15 protein-coding genes are annotated in these 15,730 nt (G+C 63.6%); 8 read left to right on the top strand and 7 right to left on the bottom strand.

The features are described from left to right. Positions 1–678 precede the first annotated feature (678 nt). The 3 genes from hpnC to hpnE all read left to right on the top strand — a co-directional run bounded on the left by hpnC (position 679) and on the right by hpnE (position 3,687). On the top strand, positions 679–1,488 hold the full coding sequence (gene hpnC, locus E4Q23_RS03885) for a squalene synthase HpnC (protein ID WP_169065407.1): 810 nt from the start codon (positions 679–681) through the stop codon (positions 1,486–1,488). 61 nt (positions 1,489–1,549) lie between these two features. Beyond that, on the top strand, positions 1,550–2,383 hold the full coding sequence (gene hpnD / locus E4Q23_RS03880) for a presqualene diphosphate synthase HpnD (protein ID WP_169065406.1): 834 nt from the start codon (positions 1,550–1,552) through the stop codon (positions 2,381–2,383). Beyond that, on the top strand, positions 2,380–3,687 hold the full coding sequence (hpnE, locus tag E4Q23_RS03875; protein WP_169065405.1) for a hydroxysqualene dehydroxylase HpnE: 1,308 nt from the start codon (positions 2,380–2,382) through the stop codon (positions 3,685–3,687). Before hpnD ends, hpnE begins: the two co-directional genes overlap by 4 nt. Before the next feature lie 8 nt (positions 3,688–3,695). Here hpnE and E4Q23_RS03870 read toward each other — a convergent pair whose 3' ends face one another. Both E4Q23_RS03870 and E4Q23_RS03865 read right to left on the bottom strand, forming a co-directional pair. Then, positions 3,696–4,142: a hypothetical protein gene (locus E4Q23_RS03870; RefSeq protein WP_169065404.1), complete on the bottom strand. Its 447-nt coding sequence runs from the start codon at positions 4,140–4,142 to the stop codon at positions 3,696–3,698. Positions 4,143–4,245: 103 nt separating this feature from the next. Further along, positions 4,246–4,935 (bottom strand): ABC transporter ATP-binding protein, encoded by a 690-nt coding sequence (locus E4Q23_RS03865; protein ID WP_169065403.1) that lies wholly within the window; start codon positions 4,933–4,935, stop codon positions 4,246–4,248. A gap of 27 nt (positions 4,936–4,962) precedes the next feature. On the opposite strand from E4Q23_RS03865, the gene E4Q23_RS03860 reads away from it, so the two are divergent. Beyond that, entirely contained in the window at positions 4,963–5,580 is a 618-nt protein-coding gene (locus tag E4Q23_RS03860; protein WP_169065402.1) for an arylesterase, read from the top strand. A gap of 43 nt (positions 5,581–5,623) precedes the next feature. Beyond that, positions 5,624–6,676: a tRNA 2-selenouridine(34) synthase MnmH gene (gene mnmH / locus E4Q23_RS03855; RefSeq protein WP_169065401.1), complete on the top strand. Its 1,053-nt coding sequence runs from the start codon at positions 5,624–5,626 to the stop codon at positions 6,674–6,676. A 40-nt stretch (positions 6,677–6,716) separates the two neighbouring features. Here the strand turns inward: mnmH and E4Q23_RS03850 are convergent, their stop codons facing one another. Then, entirely contained in the window at positions 6,717–7,280 is a 564-nt protein-coding gene (locus E4Q23_RS03850; RefSeq protein ID WP_248595220.1) for a class I SAM-dependent methyltransferase, read from the bottom strand. 50 nt (positions 7,281–7,330) lie between these two features. Here E4Q23_RS03850 and E4Q23_RS03845 point away from each other — a divergent pair, with 50 nt between their 5' ends. Together E4Q23_RS03845 and E4Q23_RS03840 are read left to right on the top strand one after the other, a co-directional pair. Beyond that, complete coding sequence (locus E4Q23_RS03845; protein WP_169065399.1) at positions 7,331–7,780, top strand: OsmC family protein; 450 nt, start codon at positions 7,331–7,333, stop codon at positions 7,778–7,780. A gap of 210 nt (positions 7,781–7,990) precedes the next feature. Beyond that, positions 7,991–10,681: a bifunctional acetate--CoA ligase family protein/GNAT family N-acetyltransferase gene (locus E4Q23_RS03840; protein WP_169065398.1), complete on the top strand. Its 2,691-nt coding sequence runs from the start codon at positions 7,991–7,993 to the stop codon at positions 10,679–10,681. Positions 10,682–10,815: 134 nt separating this feature from the next. On the opposite strand, the gene E4Q23_RS03835 is transcribed toward E4Q23_RS03840, so the two are convergent. From E4Q23_RS03835 to E4Q23_RS03825, 3 genes are all read right to left on the bottom strand, one after another. Next, positions 10,816–11,013, bottom strand: a complete 198-nt coding sequence (locus E4Q23_RS03835) for a DUF3460 family protein (protein WP_169065397.1) — start codon at positions 11,011–11,013, stop codon at positions 10,816–10,818. A 216-nt stretch (positions 11,014–11,229) separates the two neighbouring features. Beyond that, on the bottom strand, positions 11,230–12,717 hold the full coding sequence (locus E4Q23_RS03830; RefSeq protein WP_169065396.1) for a PIG-L deacetylase family protein: 1,488 nt from the start codon (positions 12,715–12,717) through the stop codon (positions 11,230–11,232). A 14-nt stretch (positions 12,718–12,731) separates the two neighbouring features. Beyond that, positions 12,732–13,628: a GNAT family N-acetyltransferase gene (locus tag E4Q23_RS03825; protein ID WP_169065395.1), complete on the bottom strand. Its 897-nt coding sequence runs from the start codon at positions 13,626–13,628 to the stop codon at positions 12,732–12,734. A gap of 274 nt (positions 13,629–13,902) precedes the next feature. On the opposite strand from E4Q23_RS03825, the gene E4Q23_RS03820 reads away from it, so the two are divergent. Beyond that, entirely contained in the window at positions 13,903–15,033 is a 1,131-nt protein-coding gene (locus E4Q23_RS03820) for a glycosyltransferase (protein WP_169065394.1), read from the top strand. 57 nt (positions 15,034–15,090) lie between these two features. Here E4Q23_RS03820 and E4Q23_RS03815 read toward each other — a convergent pair whose 3' ends face one another. After that, the gene (locus E4Q23_RS03815; protein ID WP_169065393.1) at positions 15,091–15,726 is read right to left on the bottom strand and encodes a CatB-related O-acetyltransferase; all 636 of its coding nucleotides are present in this window, start codon (positions 15,724–15,726) and stop codon (positions 15,091–15,093) included. Positions 15,727–15,730 lie beyond the last annotated feature (4 nt).

Below are 15,730 nucleotides of genomic sequence, written 5' to 3'. Positions count from 1 at the left end.
AGGAGATCGCCGACGGTCGTCGGTGAAGCATTGATCGCCCGGGCGATCTCGCGGTGGCTGCGACCGCCTTCAAGCGACAGCCGTAAAACGTCAAAAATCTTGCGCATGGATAGCCTGCTATTCGCCATGTGGGCCTCGGCAAATCTCCCGAGGGTGCCACGGTTATCCCGCGCGCTACGATATTACAAATGACTGTCCAGTTTGCTCTGGAATCGGTGTCCAGTTTGCCGTGGAATCACTGTCCAGTTTCGTCTGGAATCCGTGTCCAGTTTGGTGTGGAATACGCATGGGTTTTGCGAGCTGAGCACAGTAGCGGAAAATGCCCGGCGGTGAAAGCAGGAATCGCCGCCGGTCTGCCCGTCCCGTGTGCCGGGAGCGGCCCGCACAACAGGCACACGCATTCGGCAAGCACGGTGCCGCCGGCTGAGGCAGGCCTGGCCAATGCCAGTCATTCCTGGAAATGGCCGGGTCTGTCGTCAACAGCGCCATGGCAGGCGAACATGCAGCACTTTCCACGCTCCCCACGATTCCCACGATTCCTTTCCATGGCCGATTTATACTGCCTTCCCGAGCCGATGTTCCGGAGAGAAAGCCACCGCCTGACTCCCTGCGCGTTGCCCATGAGGACCCCTTCAAGCCGCGCGCTTCACCGCAACCAGCCACGCCCAGCCGCTACCGATGCCCGTCGATCACTACGAAAACTTCCCCGTCGCTTCGCTGCTGCTGCCCCGGCGCCTGCGTCGACCCATAGAGGCCATCTATCGTTTTGCGCGCGGCGCCGACGATATTGCCGACGAAGGCGACGCCAGTGACGCGGCACGTCTGCAAGGGCTCGCCGACTATGGCGAAGAAATCGGACGCATCGAACGCGGCGCAGCACCTCTCCGGCCAGCGTTCAACGAACTGGCCGAGATCATCGCCGAATGGCACCTGCCGACGCCTTTGTTTCGCGACCTGCTCGACGCTTTTGCGCAGGATGTGGTCACCAAGCGCTACCCCGATTACCCGCAGTTGCTCGACTACTGTCGGCGCTCGGCGAATCCCGTCGGCCGCCTGCTGGTGCATCTCGTCGGGCGCGCCAACGAAGAGAATCTGCACCGCTCGGACTGTATCTGCACGGCGCTGCAGTTGATCAATTTTTGGCAGGACGTGGCCATCGACTGGCAGAAGGGCCGCGTCTACCTGCCGCAGAGCGACCTCGAACGCTTCGGCGTCGGCGAAAGGCAGATCGCCTCCGGACGCTGCAGCGCCGAATGGACAGCGCTGCTCGCCTTCGAGGTAGAACGCACACGCGACTTGATGAACGCCGGCGCAGCGCTGGTCCACCAGCTGCCGGGGCGCATGGGCTGGGAAATACGCTTGACGGTGCAGGGCGGCCTGCGCATCCTGGAAAGGATAGAGCAGACCGACGGCGACGTTTTCCAGCAGCGTCCACAGCTGGGTCCGAGCGATTACCTGTTCATCGCCAGCCGCGCGCTGTTCATGTAAGTGCTACAAGCCGGGCAAGTCATGTGAGAATTGCGACCCTGTGCACCTCCAGAGATTGCGAATGACCCCCGACGAATACTGCCAAGAGAAAGCCGCCCGCAGCGGTTCCAGCTTCTACTACAGTTTTCTCTTCCTGCCGCCGAGCCAGCGCCGCGCGATTACCGCGCTCTATGCCTTCTGCCGCGAAGTCGACGATGTCGTCGACGAGTGTCAGGACGTGCAGATCGCGGCCACCAAACTGGCCTGGTGGCGGCAGGAATTGAGCAGCGTCTACGGCGGTAAACCACAGCATCCGGCAACCCAGGCGCTGCAGGCAGCCTGCGCCGAATTCAACCTTCCGGAAGAGCAATTGCAGGAAATCATCGACGGCATGGAGATGGATCTGCAGCAATCGCGCTACCTCGACTTCAAGGTGCTGTCGCTCTATTGCTACCGTGTCGCCAGCGTCGTCGGGCTGCTGGCGGCCGAGATCTTCGGCTACCAGGACCGCAAGACGCAGAAATACGCGCACGATCTGGGCCTCGCTTTCCAGCTCACGAACATCATTCGCGACGTCGGCGAAGACGCGCGCATGGGACGCATCTACCTGCCGATCGACGAACTGCAGCGCTTCGACGTGACCGCCGCCGACATCCTCAACGCGCGCCACAGCGACAACTTCGAGCGCTTGATGGCTTTCCAGGTCGAACGTGCCGAGAGCTACTACGCGCAAGCCATCGACGCCCTGCCGGCCAGCGATCGCCGCACGCAACGCCCTGGCCTGGTGATGGCGGCGATTTACCGTACCCTGCTCGACGAGATCAAGCGCGATGGCTATCAAGTCCTCAGCCAGCGCACTTCACTGACCCCGATACGCAAGCTGTGGATCGCCTGGCGGACCTGGGCGCGGGGATGAGAGCGGCGATCGTCGGCGGTGGCTGGGCAGGTCTCGCCGCCGCCGTCGAACTGGCCCGGTCAGGGGCACAGGTGACACTCTTCGAGGCCGCCAGACAACTCGGTGGCCGGGCACGCAGCGTCGAGACGCACGGCCAGCGTCTGGACAACGGCCAGCATCTTCTGATCGGCGCCTATCGGGAAACGCTAGAGCTAATGAAGGACGTCGGCGCAGACCCCAGGCAACTGCTCAAGCGCCTGCCGCTCGAACTGAATTTCCCGGCTGGCAAGAACAACCACTTCCGGATGCGCCTGCCGCGGCTGCCAGCCCCCTGGCACCTCGCGGCAGGCCTGCTCGGCGCGCGCGGCGTCGGCTTCGCCGAGAAAATCGGCGCGGTACGCTTCATGCGTTTTCTGCAGGGCGTGCGCTACCGCCTGGACGCCGACTGCACGGTCAGCGCACTGCTCGATCGCCATCACCAGCACGGACTGCTGCGCAGGTATCTGTGGGAGGCGCTTTGCCTGGCCGCGCTGAACACCGCGCCGGAGCAGGCATCGGCGCAGATTTTCGTCAATACGCTGCGCGACACCCTCGGCGGAGGCCGCGCGGCCACCGACCTGCTGCTGCCGGCAACCGACCTCGAGCAGGTATTCCCGGCCGCTGCCGCCCGCTTCATCGTTGCGCACGGCGGGAAAATCCGCCTGGCGACGCGTATCGAAAGCATTGAGAGCATTGACGACAATTTCGAGCTCGCTGGCGAGCGCTTCGATTACGTAGTCGTCGCCGTCGGTCCGCAGCACGCGGCGCCCTTGCTCGCCGGCCAGCCGGCGACGGCCGAAAGCGCACGGCTGCTCGCCGGCTATCGCTTCGAGCCGATCGCCACCGTCTACTGCGGCTATCCACCGCAGCTGCGCCTGCCTTTCCCGATGCTCGGCCTGGCAGCGCAGAACGGTGGCCAGATCGGGCAGTGGGTTTTCGATCGCGGCATGCTATGCGGCACGCCAGGAGTGATCGCCTTCGTGCTCAGCGGCCATGGCGCCTGGGAGAAACTCGACAAGCCAACGCTGGTTGCGCAGCTCGACAGCGAACTCTCGGCAGCGCTGTGCACCCGCCTACCGGCGATCGAATGGCAACAGGTGATCCGCGAACAGCGCGCGACGTTCTCGTGCCGCCCGGGCCTGCATCGCCCAGCCGCACGCACCGCGCGCAACGGTTTGTGGCTGGCCGGCGACTATGTATGCGCCGACTACCCGGCGACGCTCGAAGCAGCGGTGCGCAGCGGCCTGGCCGCTGCGCGCGGCATACTGCTCGAAAGCCGCAGCTGAGCGCGCGCTCAGGCGGGCGCTTTCCAGCTCTCGAGGCGCGTCCGCGAGCAGTCAACGGTCGCCGCAGAGAAGAGCTCGGAGTGGCGGAGGACGACTTCCTCGAAAGCGTAGTCCTCGAGACCCAGTTCGAGCAGTGCCGGATAGCTGCCGACGTCAACGTCACGATTCACGGCGCGCTCGACGGCGCCGATGATGCCATGGCGCTTGATCAGCTGCCAGGTACGCAGATCGCGCGTGGCCTTGCCATTCCTGGCCGAGAGCACGCCTTCGTAGGCATAAACTGCCTCCAGGCACTGCCGTTCGGGCTCGCTGTTCGCTCCGTATTTCTCGGCACGCAATTCGAGCGCACGCTTGCGCGCCGCGACCGCCAGGTCGGGGCGCCCGCGTTCGAGAACGTTCTTCTCGAACATGGTGCACTCTTCCGGCGTCTTGAGGTTTGCTACTCGTTCGACCATCAGCGACATAAGATTCCTAAGCTATTGAACTACAGTGGTTACTACCAGCGCGGAAGGAAATGGGACATCTCCTCCCTCGGCGCCTCGTTTCTCGCCCAGCCTGCTACGACTTCTCCAGCGGCTCGGCACTGACTTCTTCCAGCTGTCCGGCTTCCATACGCAGGCGACGACGGCAACGCGCGGCGATCTCCTCGTCATGGGTGACCAGAATCAGGGTCGTCGCACTTTCAGCGTTGATCGCAAACATCAGGTCGATCACCTGATGTCCGGTCACCGCGTCAAGGTTGCCAGTCGGCTCATCGGCCAGCACCAGTCCTGGCCGCGGGGCAAAGGCGCGGGCCAGAGCCACGCGTTGCTGCTCCCCACCCGAGAGATGCTTCGGATAATGCTTCAGACGGTGCCCCAGCCCAACCCGCTGCAACCAGCGCTCAGCCTCGCTGCGAGCGTTCGGCGTAGCCGCCAGCTCCAGCGGCAACATGACATTTTCGATCGCCGTCAGCGATGGCAGCAACTGAAAAGTCTGAAAGACAAAACCCAACATCCGACCACGCAATACGGCGCGCGCATCCTCATCCAGCGTCCCCAGGTTCTCGCCCGCCAGGACCACCGAGCCCGCACTCGGCTGGTCGAGGCCAGCCATCAGACCAAGCAGGGTAGACTTGCCGGAACCCGAGGCGCCAACAATGGCCACTGTCTCGCCCGCCGCGACGGCGAACGAAATCTCGTGCAGAATGGTCAACGGCTGGCCGCCGCTATCCACCCGTTTGGCCAGATCGCGAACCTCTATCACCATTGCTGCGGCATCTCCTACCACGCTACCATGCTCCGTTTATTGATCTTGCGCTCCCTGCTACTCGCCGGATTGCTGCTACTTGCCCCCGCTGCACAGGCGGCGCGTACCATACTGATCTTTGGCGATTCGCTTTCGGCGGGCTACGGCATCCGCCAGGAGGCGTCCTGGCCAGCCTTGCTAAGCCGACGCTTGCAGGAGAAGAAGCTCGATTATAACGTCGTCAATGCCAGCATCTCTGGAGAAACATCCGCCGGAGGCCGTACGCGCATCGCCGCGGCACTGCGAAAACACTCCCCACAGATCGTCATCGTGGCCCTTGGCGCCAACGACGGCTTGCGTGGCCTGCCGCTGGCGCAGCTGCGCGAGAACCTCAGCGCCATCGTCACCAGCGCCAAGGATAGCAAGGCGCAGGTGCTCCTGGTCGGGCAGCGCATCCCGCCCAATTATGGTGCGTATGCGAGCCAATTCCACGCCAGCTTCGGTGCCGTGGCCGAAGCCCGCAAGGCCGCACTGGTGGACTTCCTGCTCGCTGGAGTGGCGACCACGCCACAACTGTTTCAGGCCGACAACCTGCATCCGACCGCTGCCGCCCAACCCCAGCTACTCGACAACGTCTGGCAAGGGCTGGCGCCGCTGCTAAAATAGCAGGCTGCCAACCAAGGAACTTGCCGAGCATGCAGGCAGCCGTATGAAACGCGATATCGCGACCCTCGAACAACTCAGCGAACTGTCTACCTTTGACCAGGTCATCGACGTTCGCTCGCCCGGCGAGTTTGCCGAGGACCACATCCCGGGCTCGATCAACTGTCCGGTACTCGACAACCAGCAACGTATCGAAGTCGGTACGCTCTACAAACAGGTGTCGCCCTTCGCGGCCAAAAAGCTTGGCGCCGCCTACGTGTCCACCAACATTGCCAAGCATCTGCAGGCACAGTTCTTTGACTGCGCGAAGAGCTGGCGCCCGCTGATCGTCTGCTGGCGTGGTGGCCAGCGCAGCGGCGCCATGACCTACGTTTTCCGGCGTGTCGGCTGGGACGCGCTACAGTTGGAAGGCGGCTACAAGGCCTATCGCCGCCTGGTCGTCGAAGACCTCGCCGAGCTGCCGCGAAAACTGCAGTTCAAGGTCCTCTGCGGCGCCACTGGCAGCGCCAAGAGCCGCATTCTGCAGGCCATTGGCCGGCGCGGCGAGCAAGTCCTCGATCTCGAGGAACTGGCCTGCCACAAGGGTTCGGTGCTGGGCGTCCTGCCCGACTCGGCGCAACCGTCACAGAAAATGTTCGAGTCGCAATTGCTGACCGCGCTGCGCGCACTGGACTCGAATCGCCCGATCTATGTCGAAGCCGAAAGCCGCAAGATCGGTTCGCTGCAAGTGCCGGCCGCACTGATCGAAACGATGCGCGGCGGCGAATGCTTCACTATCGAAGCGTCTTTCGCCGCGCGGGTCGATTTTCTCTTGCGCGACTACGATTATTTCCTGCTTGCCCCGGCACGACTGAACGCCTGCCTGCATCCCTTGCGCACCCTGCAGAGCGCGGAAACCCTCCTGCGCTGGCAGGACTACGTGCGCGACGCGCAGTGGCGAGAACTGGTCAGCGAACTGCTCGAACTGCACTACGACCCGCTCTACAGTCGCTCGCAAACGCGAAACTACGGCGGATTCGCAGCGCCCGCACGCTTCACCAGCGACGACCTGACCCCGGTCGGCGTCGAAGCCCTGGCACTGAAAATTTGCGGCGGATAGTTGCGGAGTCGAATAGTCGGATCAGCAGTGGGAGTCGCCGTCAGAGCCGAGCCGCAATCGCCCCTCGCGTGCCGCACAAGCGTTGCACCATTGCCGGCTTCGGCGCATCGACCTGACCTTCCTCGAAAGCCGCCACCTGCCAGCCGCGCTCGCGCACCCAGCCAAGCATCTCCTGCGAGCGCAGCAGAAAGTCCGGATTCGACGGTTTGCCGTAGCGCTCATTGCCGACCATGAAGGTTTCGTAGAGCAGGACCCCCGGTTCGGCGAGGCAGGCCAGGAGTTCTTCGATGCGCGGGCGATAGAGGTAATTGGTGACCACGATCCCCGCGAACAGGCGGCCATGGTATGGCCAACTGCCGCCTTCCAGGTCAGCCTGGCGCGGCGTCACCCGCGCGATGCCCTGCAGCGACGCAAGCGCCAGGGGACTGCGATCGACCGCCTCGACCTGGTAAGCAAGCCCCGCCAGCAAACGCGCATGGCGGCCAGTCCCACAGGCCAGATCAAGCACCTCGCCATGCTCGGGGATCAGGCGCGCAAAACGGCGTATCCAGGGCGATGAGTGGAATTGAGGAGATGGCGGCGATTCATCGGGAGAAGCTGCCATGTGCGGTCTTCCTTCCTTTATCATTAGCCAACCTTTTCGGAGAGCACAGCATGGCACAAGAAAAAGCGCCCGTGGTCGTTAGCGAAAACGGTCGGGGACCCTACCAACAGACAGTTCGCCTCGGCAGGCACACGCTGATTGCCGATGAACCTCTGGCCATGGGCGGCGAAGACGCGGGCCCTGAACCCATGGATTTCCTGCTCGCCGGCCTTGGCGCCTGCACCTCGATCACTCTGCGCATGTATGCCCAACACAAGAGTTGGCCGCTGACCGGGGTCAGCGTCGCGCTGATACACGACAAGCTCGACCTTGACAATGGCCGCGGCACGGTCGATCGCATTGCCCGCGTGATCACCCTGGAAGGCGAGCTGACAGCGGAGCAACGGCAGCGCCTGCTGGCCATCGCCAACAAGTGCCCAATGCACCGTACCCTGCAATCCGACACACGCATCGACAGTCGGCTCAGCGATCTTTGCGCGGCAGCAGCAAACGCCGCCTAGGCCGAATTCCTGGGCACTGGGAAGCAGCCGCAAACAACACGACTCGGGGGCGTAGCGGTGCTCCCCTGCATGCTCGAGGGGTGACAAATGTCGCAGCTGGGGGTCAGGGCGACCGCCATATTTCGAGACTCGACGGGCCATCTGTGGTAAATTGATGCGGTGCAACATCAACCTGTACCGCGCCTCACAAACACGAGGTGAAAGTCCCCAATGCTAGAACATCACTACCTCACTACGCTGTTTGAACCGAAATCTGTCGCGGTAATCGGCGCCTCCGACCGAGCGAACTCGGTCGGCAACGTGCTCTTCAAGAACATCCTCGATTCTGGCTACAAAGGTCGTCTGTATCCGATCAACACGAAGCACGACACGGTCCAGGGCGTGCCTGCGTACAGGTCCATCGAAGAGATCAGCGCCCGTGTCGAGCTCGCGGTCATCGTCACCCGACCGCAGACGGTGCCGAGAATCGTCGAGCAATGCGGCCGCAGCGGCGTCAAGAACGCCATCGTCATCTCGTCCGGCTTTGCCGAGGCAGGGCACTCGGGGGCTGCGCTCGAACGCAAGATGATGGAGATCGCCCGCAGCTACGGAGTCCGCCTGCTCGGCCCGAACTGCCTGGGGATCATTCGTCCGGACCTTGGCCTGAATGCCACTTTTGCCAGCGTGCACGCGCACGTCGGCAATCTGGCGCTGGTTGCGCAGTCGGGCGCCATCTGCTCGGCCGTTCTCGACTGGGCCTCCAGCAACCGCATCGGCTTTTCCAGCGTCATCTCGCTGGGGGGCACCGCCGACGTCGATTTCGGGGAGATCCTCGACTACCTGATCTATGACAACCGCAGCCATTACATCCTGCTCTACGTCGAAGGCATTCGCGACGCCCGCCGCTTCATGAGCGCGCTGCGCTCGGCGGCGCGCGTCAAGCCGATTGTCCTGCTCAAGGCCGGTCGCCACGCTGGCGGACTGGCAGCCGTCGAAACGCATTCCGGCATGGCCGCCGGCTCGGATATCGTTTTCGATGCCGCCGTGCGCCGTGCCGGCGTGGTGCGGGTGAAGAACATCGGGCAGCTGTTCTACGCCGCCAAGGCGCTGGCCTCGAAATTCCGTCCGCAAGGAAAGCGCCTGGCGATCATCACCAACGGTGGCGGACCCGGAGCCATGGCTGCCGACCGTGCCGGCGACCTCGATATCCCGCTTGCCGAGTTGTCACCAAGCACCATGCAGGTGCTCAACGCGAAAATGCCGGCGACCTGGTCGCAACGCAATCCGGTGGACATCGAAGGCGATGCGACCGCCAAGCGTTATCACGACGCGATTCTCGCCGTTGCCGAGGACAGCGAAGTCGACGGTGTTCTGGTGATGCTGTCACCGCAGGCAATGACTGACCCGATGGCAGTCGCCAAAGCCGTCATCGAAGTCGACCTGCTGACCGCCAAGCCGATTCTCACCTGCTGGATGGGCGAGGAGCAGGTCGGGGAATCACGCGCCATGCTCGAAGAAGCCGGTATCCCGTCTTTTCGCATGCCGGAAACCGCTGTCGAGCTCTACTACCATATCTCGACCTACTACTGGAACCAGAAGCTCCTCTTGCAGACCCCGGCGCCCTTGTCCAAGGACGCGCGCCCGGAAACCGAAGGTTCCAAGATGTTGATCGACGCGGTACTGCACGAACGCCGCAAGATTCTCTCGGAAATGGAATCGAAGGCGATCCTGCGCGCCTTCCGCATTCCGGTCGCGCAGACCATGGTCGCGCACACGCCAACCGAATCGCTGCTGCTGGCCGAACAGATCGGTTTCCCGATTGCCATGAAGATCGATTCGCCGGACATCGTCCACAAGAGCGAAATCGGCGGCGTGCGGCTGAACATCACCAATGCGCCGGCCGTTCGCAACGCCTATCACGACATCATCGAAACGATCAAGAAACGGCACCCGACGGCGCGCGTCAATGGCGTCTCGATCGAACCCTATCTGGCGCGCCCGCACGGTCGCGAGCTGATGATCGGCGTGTCGCGCGATCCGATTTTTGGTCCGATCATCACTTTCGGCGCCGGCGGCACCGAGGTCGAGGTTTTCAGCGACCGGGCAGTCGCCCTGCCACCGCTCAACCGCTTCCTGGCGCGTGACCTGATTGCGTCGACGCGGGTGTCGAAACTGCTCGACGAGTTCCGCAACATGCCGCCGGTCAACCTCGAAGCCCTGGAAGACGTCCTGCTGCACGTCTCGCAAATGATCTGCGAGCTGCCGTCATTGCAGGAACTCGACCTCAACCCGCTGATCGTCGACGAGAACGGCGCCATCGCCGCCGACGCGCGCATCGTGATCGACTACGCGGCGCCATCGGGCGACCGCTATTCGCATATGGCGATCCACCCCTACCCGGTGCATCTGATCCAGGACTGGGAATTGCCCGATGGCCGCATGGTCACCATCCGCCCGATCCGCCCGGAAGACGCCGAGCGCGAAAAGCAGTTCGTCATCTCGATGTCCGAGGAAAGCAAGTACTACCGTTTCATGGACACCATCCGCGAGTTGACGCAGACCATGCTGGTACGCTTCACGCAGATCGACTACGACCGCGAAATGGCCTTGATCGCGACAATCCTCGACGGTGAAGGCAAGGAAGTGCAGATCGCCGTCGCCCGCTACGTGACCAACCCGGACGGCGAATCGGTCGAGTTTGCCCTGGCCGTCGCCGATGACTGGCAAAAGCACGGCGTCGGCCGCAAGCTGATGAGCGCGCTAATCGCCTGCGCGCGCGCCAAAGGCTACCGGACGGTCGTCGGCGACGTGCTGTCGATGAACACCAAGATGTTCAGTCTGATGACCAAGCTCGGTTTCACGATTCACCCACACCCCGACGACCCGGCAGTCAAGCGCGTCATCAAGCCCCTTAACACTTAAAGGCCTGTCCGCTTCGCGGTTAGCGGGCCGGGTGCCGTCTTGGCCCCACCGTTCAAGTCGGAGCAGCGGCAAAAAGCGACCAGACCCTGTGCGGGCCTGGTCGCTTTTTGCCGCAAACTCCCTGAAGAAGCGGCCTACTGCTGTTCGAAATTGACGTCGTAGGGATAGGGGCGAGGCGGCTCGCTGGCTTCCCGGTAGGCTCGCTGCTCGTCGAGATCGGTCTTCTTGTCCCAGAAAATCGCCCGACCACGGCTTTGGTCTTCAAGCCACTCCGGGTGCTGGGCCAGCATCTCGCGCATAAACTTGGTGTGCTCGGATTCGTACAAGGCCATCTGGCCTACTCCCCATGAAAAAACAGCTTTAGGCGATTGCCGGAAAAGAACGTACCAGATTGCGCCGGATTTTCGGTCGGCTTCAAGGCGCGACACCAGGCGCATAGTCGAACTATGTAACTGTTGTCGCAACACAGAAGACGGGCGAAAAGACAAGCAAGATGGTAGGTTGTTTGACAGAAATCGCCTTAATCAGCGACATCGTCAAGTCAGGGATTATACGCTGGCTGCCGGTGGACTGTCAGCGACGCCCAGACGATCACGGCCCGCCGGGCGCCGCTGATCGAAGGGGCGAACCCAGAACAGCTCATGGCGACGAACGGCCTTGCGAAAGAACTCGTTCTCACCGCTGGCCGGCCATTGACGAGCGGCGAGCAGTTTCTGGATCGCGCGCCGCAAGCGTTTCTTGAACGGTAGCGATCCTTGCAGGTCGTGCTGCATGGCCAGTGCCATGGCCTTGTCGAGTTGCGTGGCGGCGCTCAGGCAGGGGCTCCACAGGGCATCGGGCGGTAGCGGCGACAGCACTGGCGGCAGGGCGACGCCCTGCCCCGCCGGACCCATTGGCCAGCGGTCGTTGTCGTGCAGGTGATTGGCGTAGAGGAGGCTGGTTGCGGGCTTCCAGGACGAGCGCTCGACCGCCAGCAGCAGCGCCTGCGCGCCGGCCACGTGGTCGGCGTGCGGATCCAGCTCGGGGTGCGGCATGACGACGACTTCGGGGCGGAAGTGCTCGAGCAGGGCAACCAGATCGGCCAGCAGATTTTTCCCGCACGGCAGGCCGTCGGCATCGGCCGGCAGAGGAAACGGATTATGCGCTCGCGCCGAGCGCACATCGGCTTCAGCCGACTCGCGTGAAGCCCACGCGCGCTCGGGTTCGGAAAGCATCGCCGGCAGTTGCAGGCAGTAGTAGCCCAACTGCACGCATCGGCTCTGCGGGACACCTCCCCAGAGGGGCACGGCCAGGCTGTCCCAGGTCCGCAAGCGCCCTTTCAGGCGCGCCGCGGCAGCCGCTTCCAGATCCAGGCAGCGATAGCGGTCGGCTTCGATCTCGCCCTGGGTCAGGGTGACGATGCTGAGCTCGGGGCCCTGGCCAGTCTGGGCGGCCCCGGCAGCACGGCTATAGAGGCCAAAAGCCGCCAGCTCGGCGTCGTCGGCGTGTGGCGCGATGAGCATCATTCGCCGTTGCGCGTAGTCGGGGTTGCCCAGCACGTAGAGGGTGGCGGTCGCCGGCAGGCGGCAGAAGCGGCCGCAGATCGACAACTCGCCGCTGGCCAGTGCCGCTGCTTGCCCGGACAGGTTCAGATAGCGCCGCCCTCTGACGCCGCGCTCAAAATCCTGCCGGTCGTCGCCGAGGACGACCTGTGGGTCCAGACAGTGACCGAGCAGGGTACTGCGTAGGTGCAGCTCGAGAAGCAGTGTCTCGCCGGCCGCCAGCGGTACGCTCAACTGCACTCGCCCGTCACTCAGCGAGACGGTCTGCTGCGCCGTTTCGGCCGGGAAAGCATATTGGTAGTCGTCCTGCGGCGAATAGAACAGGTGGTCGGCAAACCAGGCTTCGTGCGCCACCCAGGCGCACAGCGACAAGAGCGGCAGCAGCCACCAGGCAAGGAAGAAACCAAGGGCGACGAGGAGTATCAGGGCTGCCAGCAGAAAGAGGCGCTTGCGCTGGCGATAGCGCTTCAACAGTTGCTGTTTTCTTGCAGTCATGGGCCTGCTGCTTCCTAAATTCGATAGGCCGGCACGCGGTGGCACCAGCGATCCTTGTACTCGCGATCAGCACGACCAAAGGAAAAGCGCAAAGGCTTGCCGAGCGCGCGCGCGTCTGCCCAGGCGCTCTGCGTATTGATGAAACTGAGCACGCTTCCGGGACTGAAGTCACGCGTTTCGGGATCGACACCGCCATTGATGTATTCGAGCGAAATCCACGCCGGAGCTTCGACGCGATAGAGAATCTGCACGGCAATGGGCTGCTCTTGGCGAAAAAGGATGGCCCCGGTCATGAATTCGCGCAGCAGCGCGAACACTTCAGCCAGATGCGCATGCCCCCTGGCCGCGAAACCCCAGCGGCGCCGGAAGAGATCGGCATACATGCTGGCCTGCTCGCGCGGCGAGAAGTCCAGCATCTGGCGCACCTGCCCGCCTGCCTCTTCGAGCAGGCGCAGCTCGCGCCGCTGGTTGTAGCGAAACTTCTTCGAGTAGTCCTCGGGAGCACGCGCCAGCGCCAAGCCTTCCGGCTGCGCCTTGAGTTCGCTGATCCGTCCGGCGTTGAGCTCGGATACGTAACGCATGCGCTGGCGTACCGGCACACAGGCCTGCGCGTCGATCGGCAAGATCACTTCGGCATTGCCCAGATCGAACAGCTCGCGCTGACCGCGTGTTTTCAGCACCTCCTTCGACAACGCGAGGTAGCGCCCCCAGCAGGGAATCGCCGCCAGCAACTCCTCGCCGGAGAAATAACCGAGGTAGCGCACCGGGATCCCCGCCAGCGCCGAGAGGCGCTCGACGACCAGCGGATGGGTGAACATGCTGCCGCCGCAGCGCTGCCAGGCGGCGGCATAAGCGGCGGCATCGATTGCTGTCCAGCCGCGCTCGCGCCAGACTCGCAGGCGATTCAACATGCGCCGGCGGAGTGTGTGCAGAAGCGGGTCATGACAGCCGGAGTCCTCGCGGTTCGCAGCGCCTGGAGGAATCTCCGGATGCTCGTGGTGGGGTGTCGTTGAACTGTGCAAACGAACCACAGCCAAGGCTGGAAGGATAAACCAATTACGACGCCGTATGCCCCGCGTTCGCGATAAGCGCAGGCTATGGCTGGCGCGATATACTTGTCGGCCTGGAGCGCACCCCAGCTCGGCGGCAAGGAGTGGCGCGTGATCAACATGGAGGACTACAACGATGTCGGCTGAACCGCGCCGCGTGCTGCAGCTTTGCCACAGCTATGGTGCACCGTTCACGGATGTCACCTGCCAGTGGGCCAGGCTGTTCGTGAACCGGGGCTGGCGAATGACGACCGTCTACCTCACCGGCGAAGCCGACGCCGAGGTGGTGCGCAGATCCGGCGGCGACGAGGTCCTCTTTCTCGGCTTCGACTCAGGGCAGGTGCGCGGCCTCAAGCTGGCTGCCCTCTGGAAACTGCGCCAGTTGCAGCAAGCACAGGGTTTCTCGCTGGCCATCGCCCATCGCTTCAAGCCCATCTACGCCTGCTGCCTGGCGCTGGACATCCCGGTCATCGGCGTCCATCACGCCTATGGCGACTACCGGCGCCTGGGACGGCGCCTGTTTGCCGGTGCCTACACCACCCGACTGGCCTTGCTGGGAGTCTCCGATGCGGTGCGCGACGACCTTCGCTCCTGCCTGCCGCGCTGGCCGGCAGAGCGCATAGGGACGCAGTACAACCACGTCGAACTGGCGGCACTACAGGCTCGGCAGCAGCCCCGGGACGAGGCGCGGCGGGCGCTCGACCTGCCACACCACGCCTACGTCTTCGGCAATGTCGGCCGCCTCCACCCGGACAAGGACCAGGCAACCCTGATCCGCGCCTTCGCCGGCCTGCAATCCGCCGACGCGCCGCTGCTGGCCATCGCCGGACACGGGCGCCTGGACGATTCGCTCAAGGCGCTGGCCGCCGAACTGGGCGTCGCCGACCGCGTGCGCTTTCTCGGCCAGGTGCCGGGCATGGACCGCTACTTCCGTGCCTTCGACAGCTTTGTCCTGAGCTCGGATCACGAGCCCTTCGGGATGGTGCTGCTGGAGGCCATGGCCGCCGAAATTCCGGTCGTCGCCACCGACTGTGGCGGCGCCCGCGAAGTAGTCGCTGCCGCCGAGTGGCGTTTCCCGCTCGGCGACACCGACACTCTGTGCACCCGCATGCATGCCGTCAGGGCCTTGCAAGAGGGCGCCCGGACAGACCTCGTCATGGCACAGCTGGCACACCTCGAAGCTCATTTCTCGCTGGCCGCAGCGCGGCGCCAGTTCTGGGAGCAAGCCTGCATGCAGACCTGGAGCGAGCACGATGCCAAGCTCTGAAATCCGGCGGCAAAGCAGCTCGGTAGCCGGTTTTCCGGCGGACCGCAAACGCCGCAGTCAGTTAACTGCCTGCCGTAGCTCACGTTGCCGTGCGTAGTCCAGAAAGGCCTCGATCTGCTCGCTACAGAGCAAGCAGCTAAGGCTGCGTACTTCCTGCTCGGGCCAATCCCACCAAGCGGCCGCCAGCAGCGCCTGCCGCGTCGCCTCCGGAAAGCGCCAGCGAATCTGCCGCGCCGGGTTTCCCGCCACCACGGAATAGGGCGCCACGTCTTGGCTAACCACCGCACCAGCAGCGACCACCGCGCCATGCCCGATGGTGACGCCGGACAGGATGATGGAGTTGCTGCACAACCAAACGTCGCTGCCGATAAGCACATCGCCACGCGTTATCGCATATCCGCGAATCCCGGCGGCCTCGGGGATCATCGCCGGAAACGGGTAGAGACTGACCCAATCCGTACGATGATGGCCGCCCAGGAAGATTTCCACATTCTCGGCTATCGACGTGTAGCTGCCCAGCTTGAGCGTCGCGCCTTCTTGCCAGTCATGGACGACGGGGATACCGTAGGTTCCCAGACCAATTTGATACTGCGGATAGAGCGCCCGGAACTTCGCTGGTCCACGATAGAACTTGGCTAAGCGGCGTATCGACTTGTTGGCGCGCCGCTTCAGGAATCTTGCCCAAAAGCCCATTTCG

Origin of the sequence: Candidatus Accumulibacter phosphatis (assembly GCF_012939955.1) — a bacterium.
Classification (GTDB): Bacteria; Pseudomonadota; Gammaproteobacteria; order Burkholderiales; family Rhodocyclaceae; genus Accumulibacter; species Accumulibacter delftensis.
Note: the sequence above shows the minus strand (reverse complement) of the source record. Positions and strands in the feature narration are given on the sequence as shown.

What these genes read in the sequence shown, in the direction of transcription:
- E4Q23_RS03820 (WP_169065394.1), top strand. Translation starts at nt 13,903, where the DNA reads ATGTCGGCTGAACCGCGCCGCGTGCTGCAGCTTTGCCACAGCTATGGT.
- E4Q23_RS03850 (WP_248595220.1), bottom strand. Translation starts at nt 7,280, where the DNA reads ATGGCAGCTTCTCCCGATGAATCGCCGCCATCTCCTCAATTCCACTCA.
- E4Q23_RS03865 (WP_169065403.1), bottom strand. Translation starts at nt 4,935, where the DNA reads ATGGTGATAGAGGTTCGCGATCTGGCCAAACGGGTGGATAGCGGCGGC.
- E4Q23_RS03825 (WP_169065395.1), bottom strand. Translation starts at nt 13,628, where the DNA reads ATGTTGAATCGCCTGCGAGTCTGGCGCGAGCGCGGCTGGACAGCAATC.
- E4Q23_RS03840 (WP_169065398.1), top strand. Translation starts at nt 7,991, where the DNA reads ATGCTAGAACATCACTACCTCACTACGCTGTTTGAACCGAAATCTGTC.
- hpnE (WP_169065405.1), top strand. Translation starts at nt 2,380, where the DNA reads ATGAGAGCGGCGATCGTCGGCGGTGGCTGGGCAGGTCTCGCCGCCGCC.
- hpnC (WP_169065407.1), top strand. Translation starts at nt 679, where the DNA reads ATGCCCGTCGATCACTACGAAAACTTCCCCGTCGCTTCGCTGCTGCTG.
- hpnD (WP_169065406.1), top strand. Translation starts at nt 1,550, where the DNA reads ATGACCCCCGACGAATACTGCCAAGAGAAAGCCGCCCGCAGCGGTTCC.
- E4Q23_RS03835 (WP_169065397.1), bottom strand. Translation starts at nt 11,013, where the DNA reads ATGGCCTTGTACGAATCCGAGCACACCAAGTTTATGCGCGAGATGCTG.
- E4Q23_RS03830 (WP_169065396.1), bottom strand. Translation starts at nt 12,717, where the DNA reads ATGACTGCAAGAAAACAGCAACTGTTGAAGCGCTATCGCCAGCGCAAG.
- E4Q23_RS03845 (WP_169065399.1), top strand. Translation starts at nt 7,331, where the DNA reads ATGGCACAAGAAAAAGCGCCCGTGGTCGTTAGCGAAAACGGTCGGGGA.
- mnmH (WP_169065401.1), top strand. Translation starts at nt 5,624, where the DNA reads ATGAAACGCGATATCGCGACCCTCGAACAACTCAGCGAACTGTCTACC.
- E4Q23_RS03870 (WP_169065404.1), bottom strand. Translation starts at nt 4,142, where the DNA reads ATGGTCGAACGAGTAGCAAACCTCAAGACGCCGGAAGAGTGCACCATG.
- E4Q23_RS03815 (WP_169065393.1), bottom strand. Translation starts at nt 15,726, where the DNA reads ATGGGCTTTTGGGCAAGATTCCTGAAGCGGCGCGCCAACAAGTCGATA.
- E4Q23_RS03860 (WP_169065402.1), top strand. Translation starts at nt 4,963, where the DNA reads ATGCTCCGTTTATTGATCTTGCGCTCCCTGCTACTCGCCGGATTGCTG.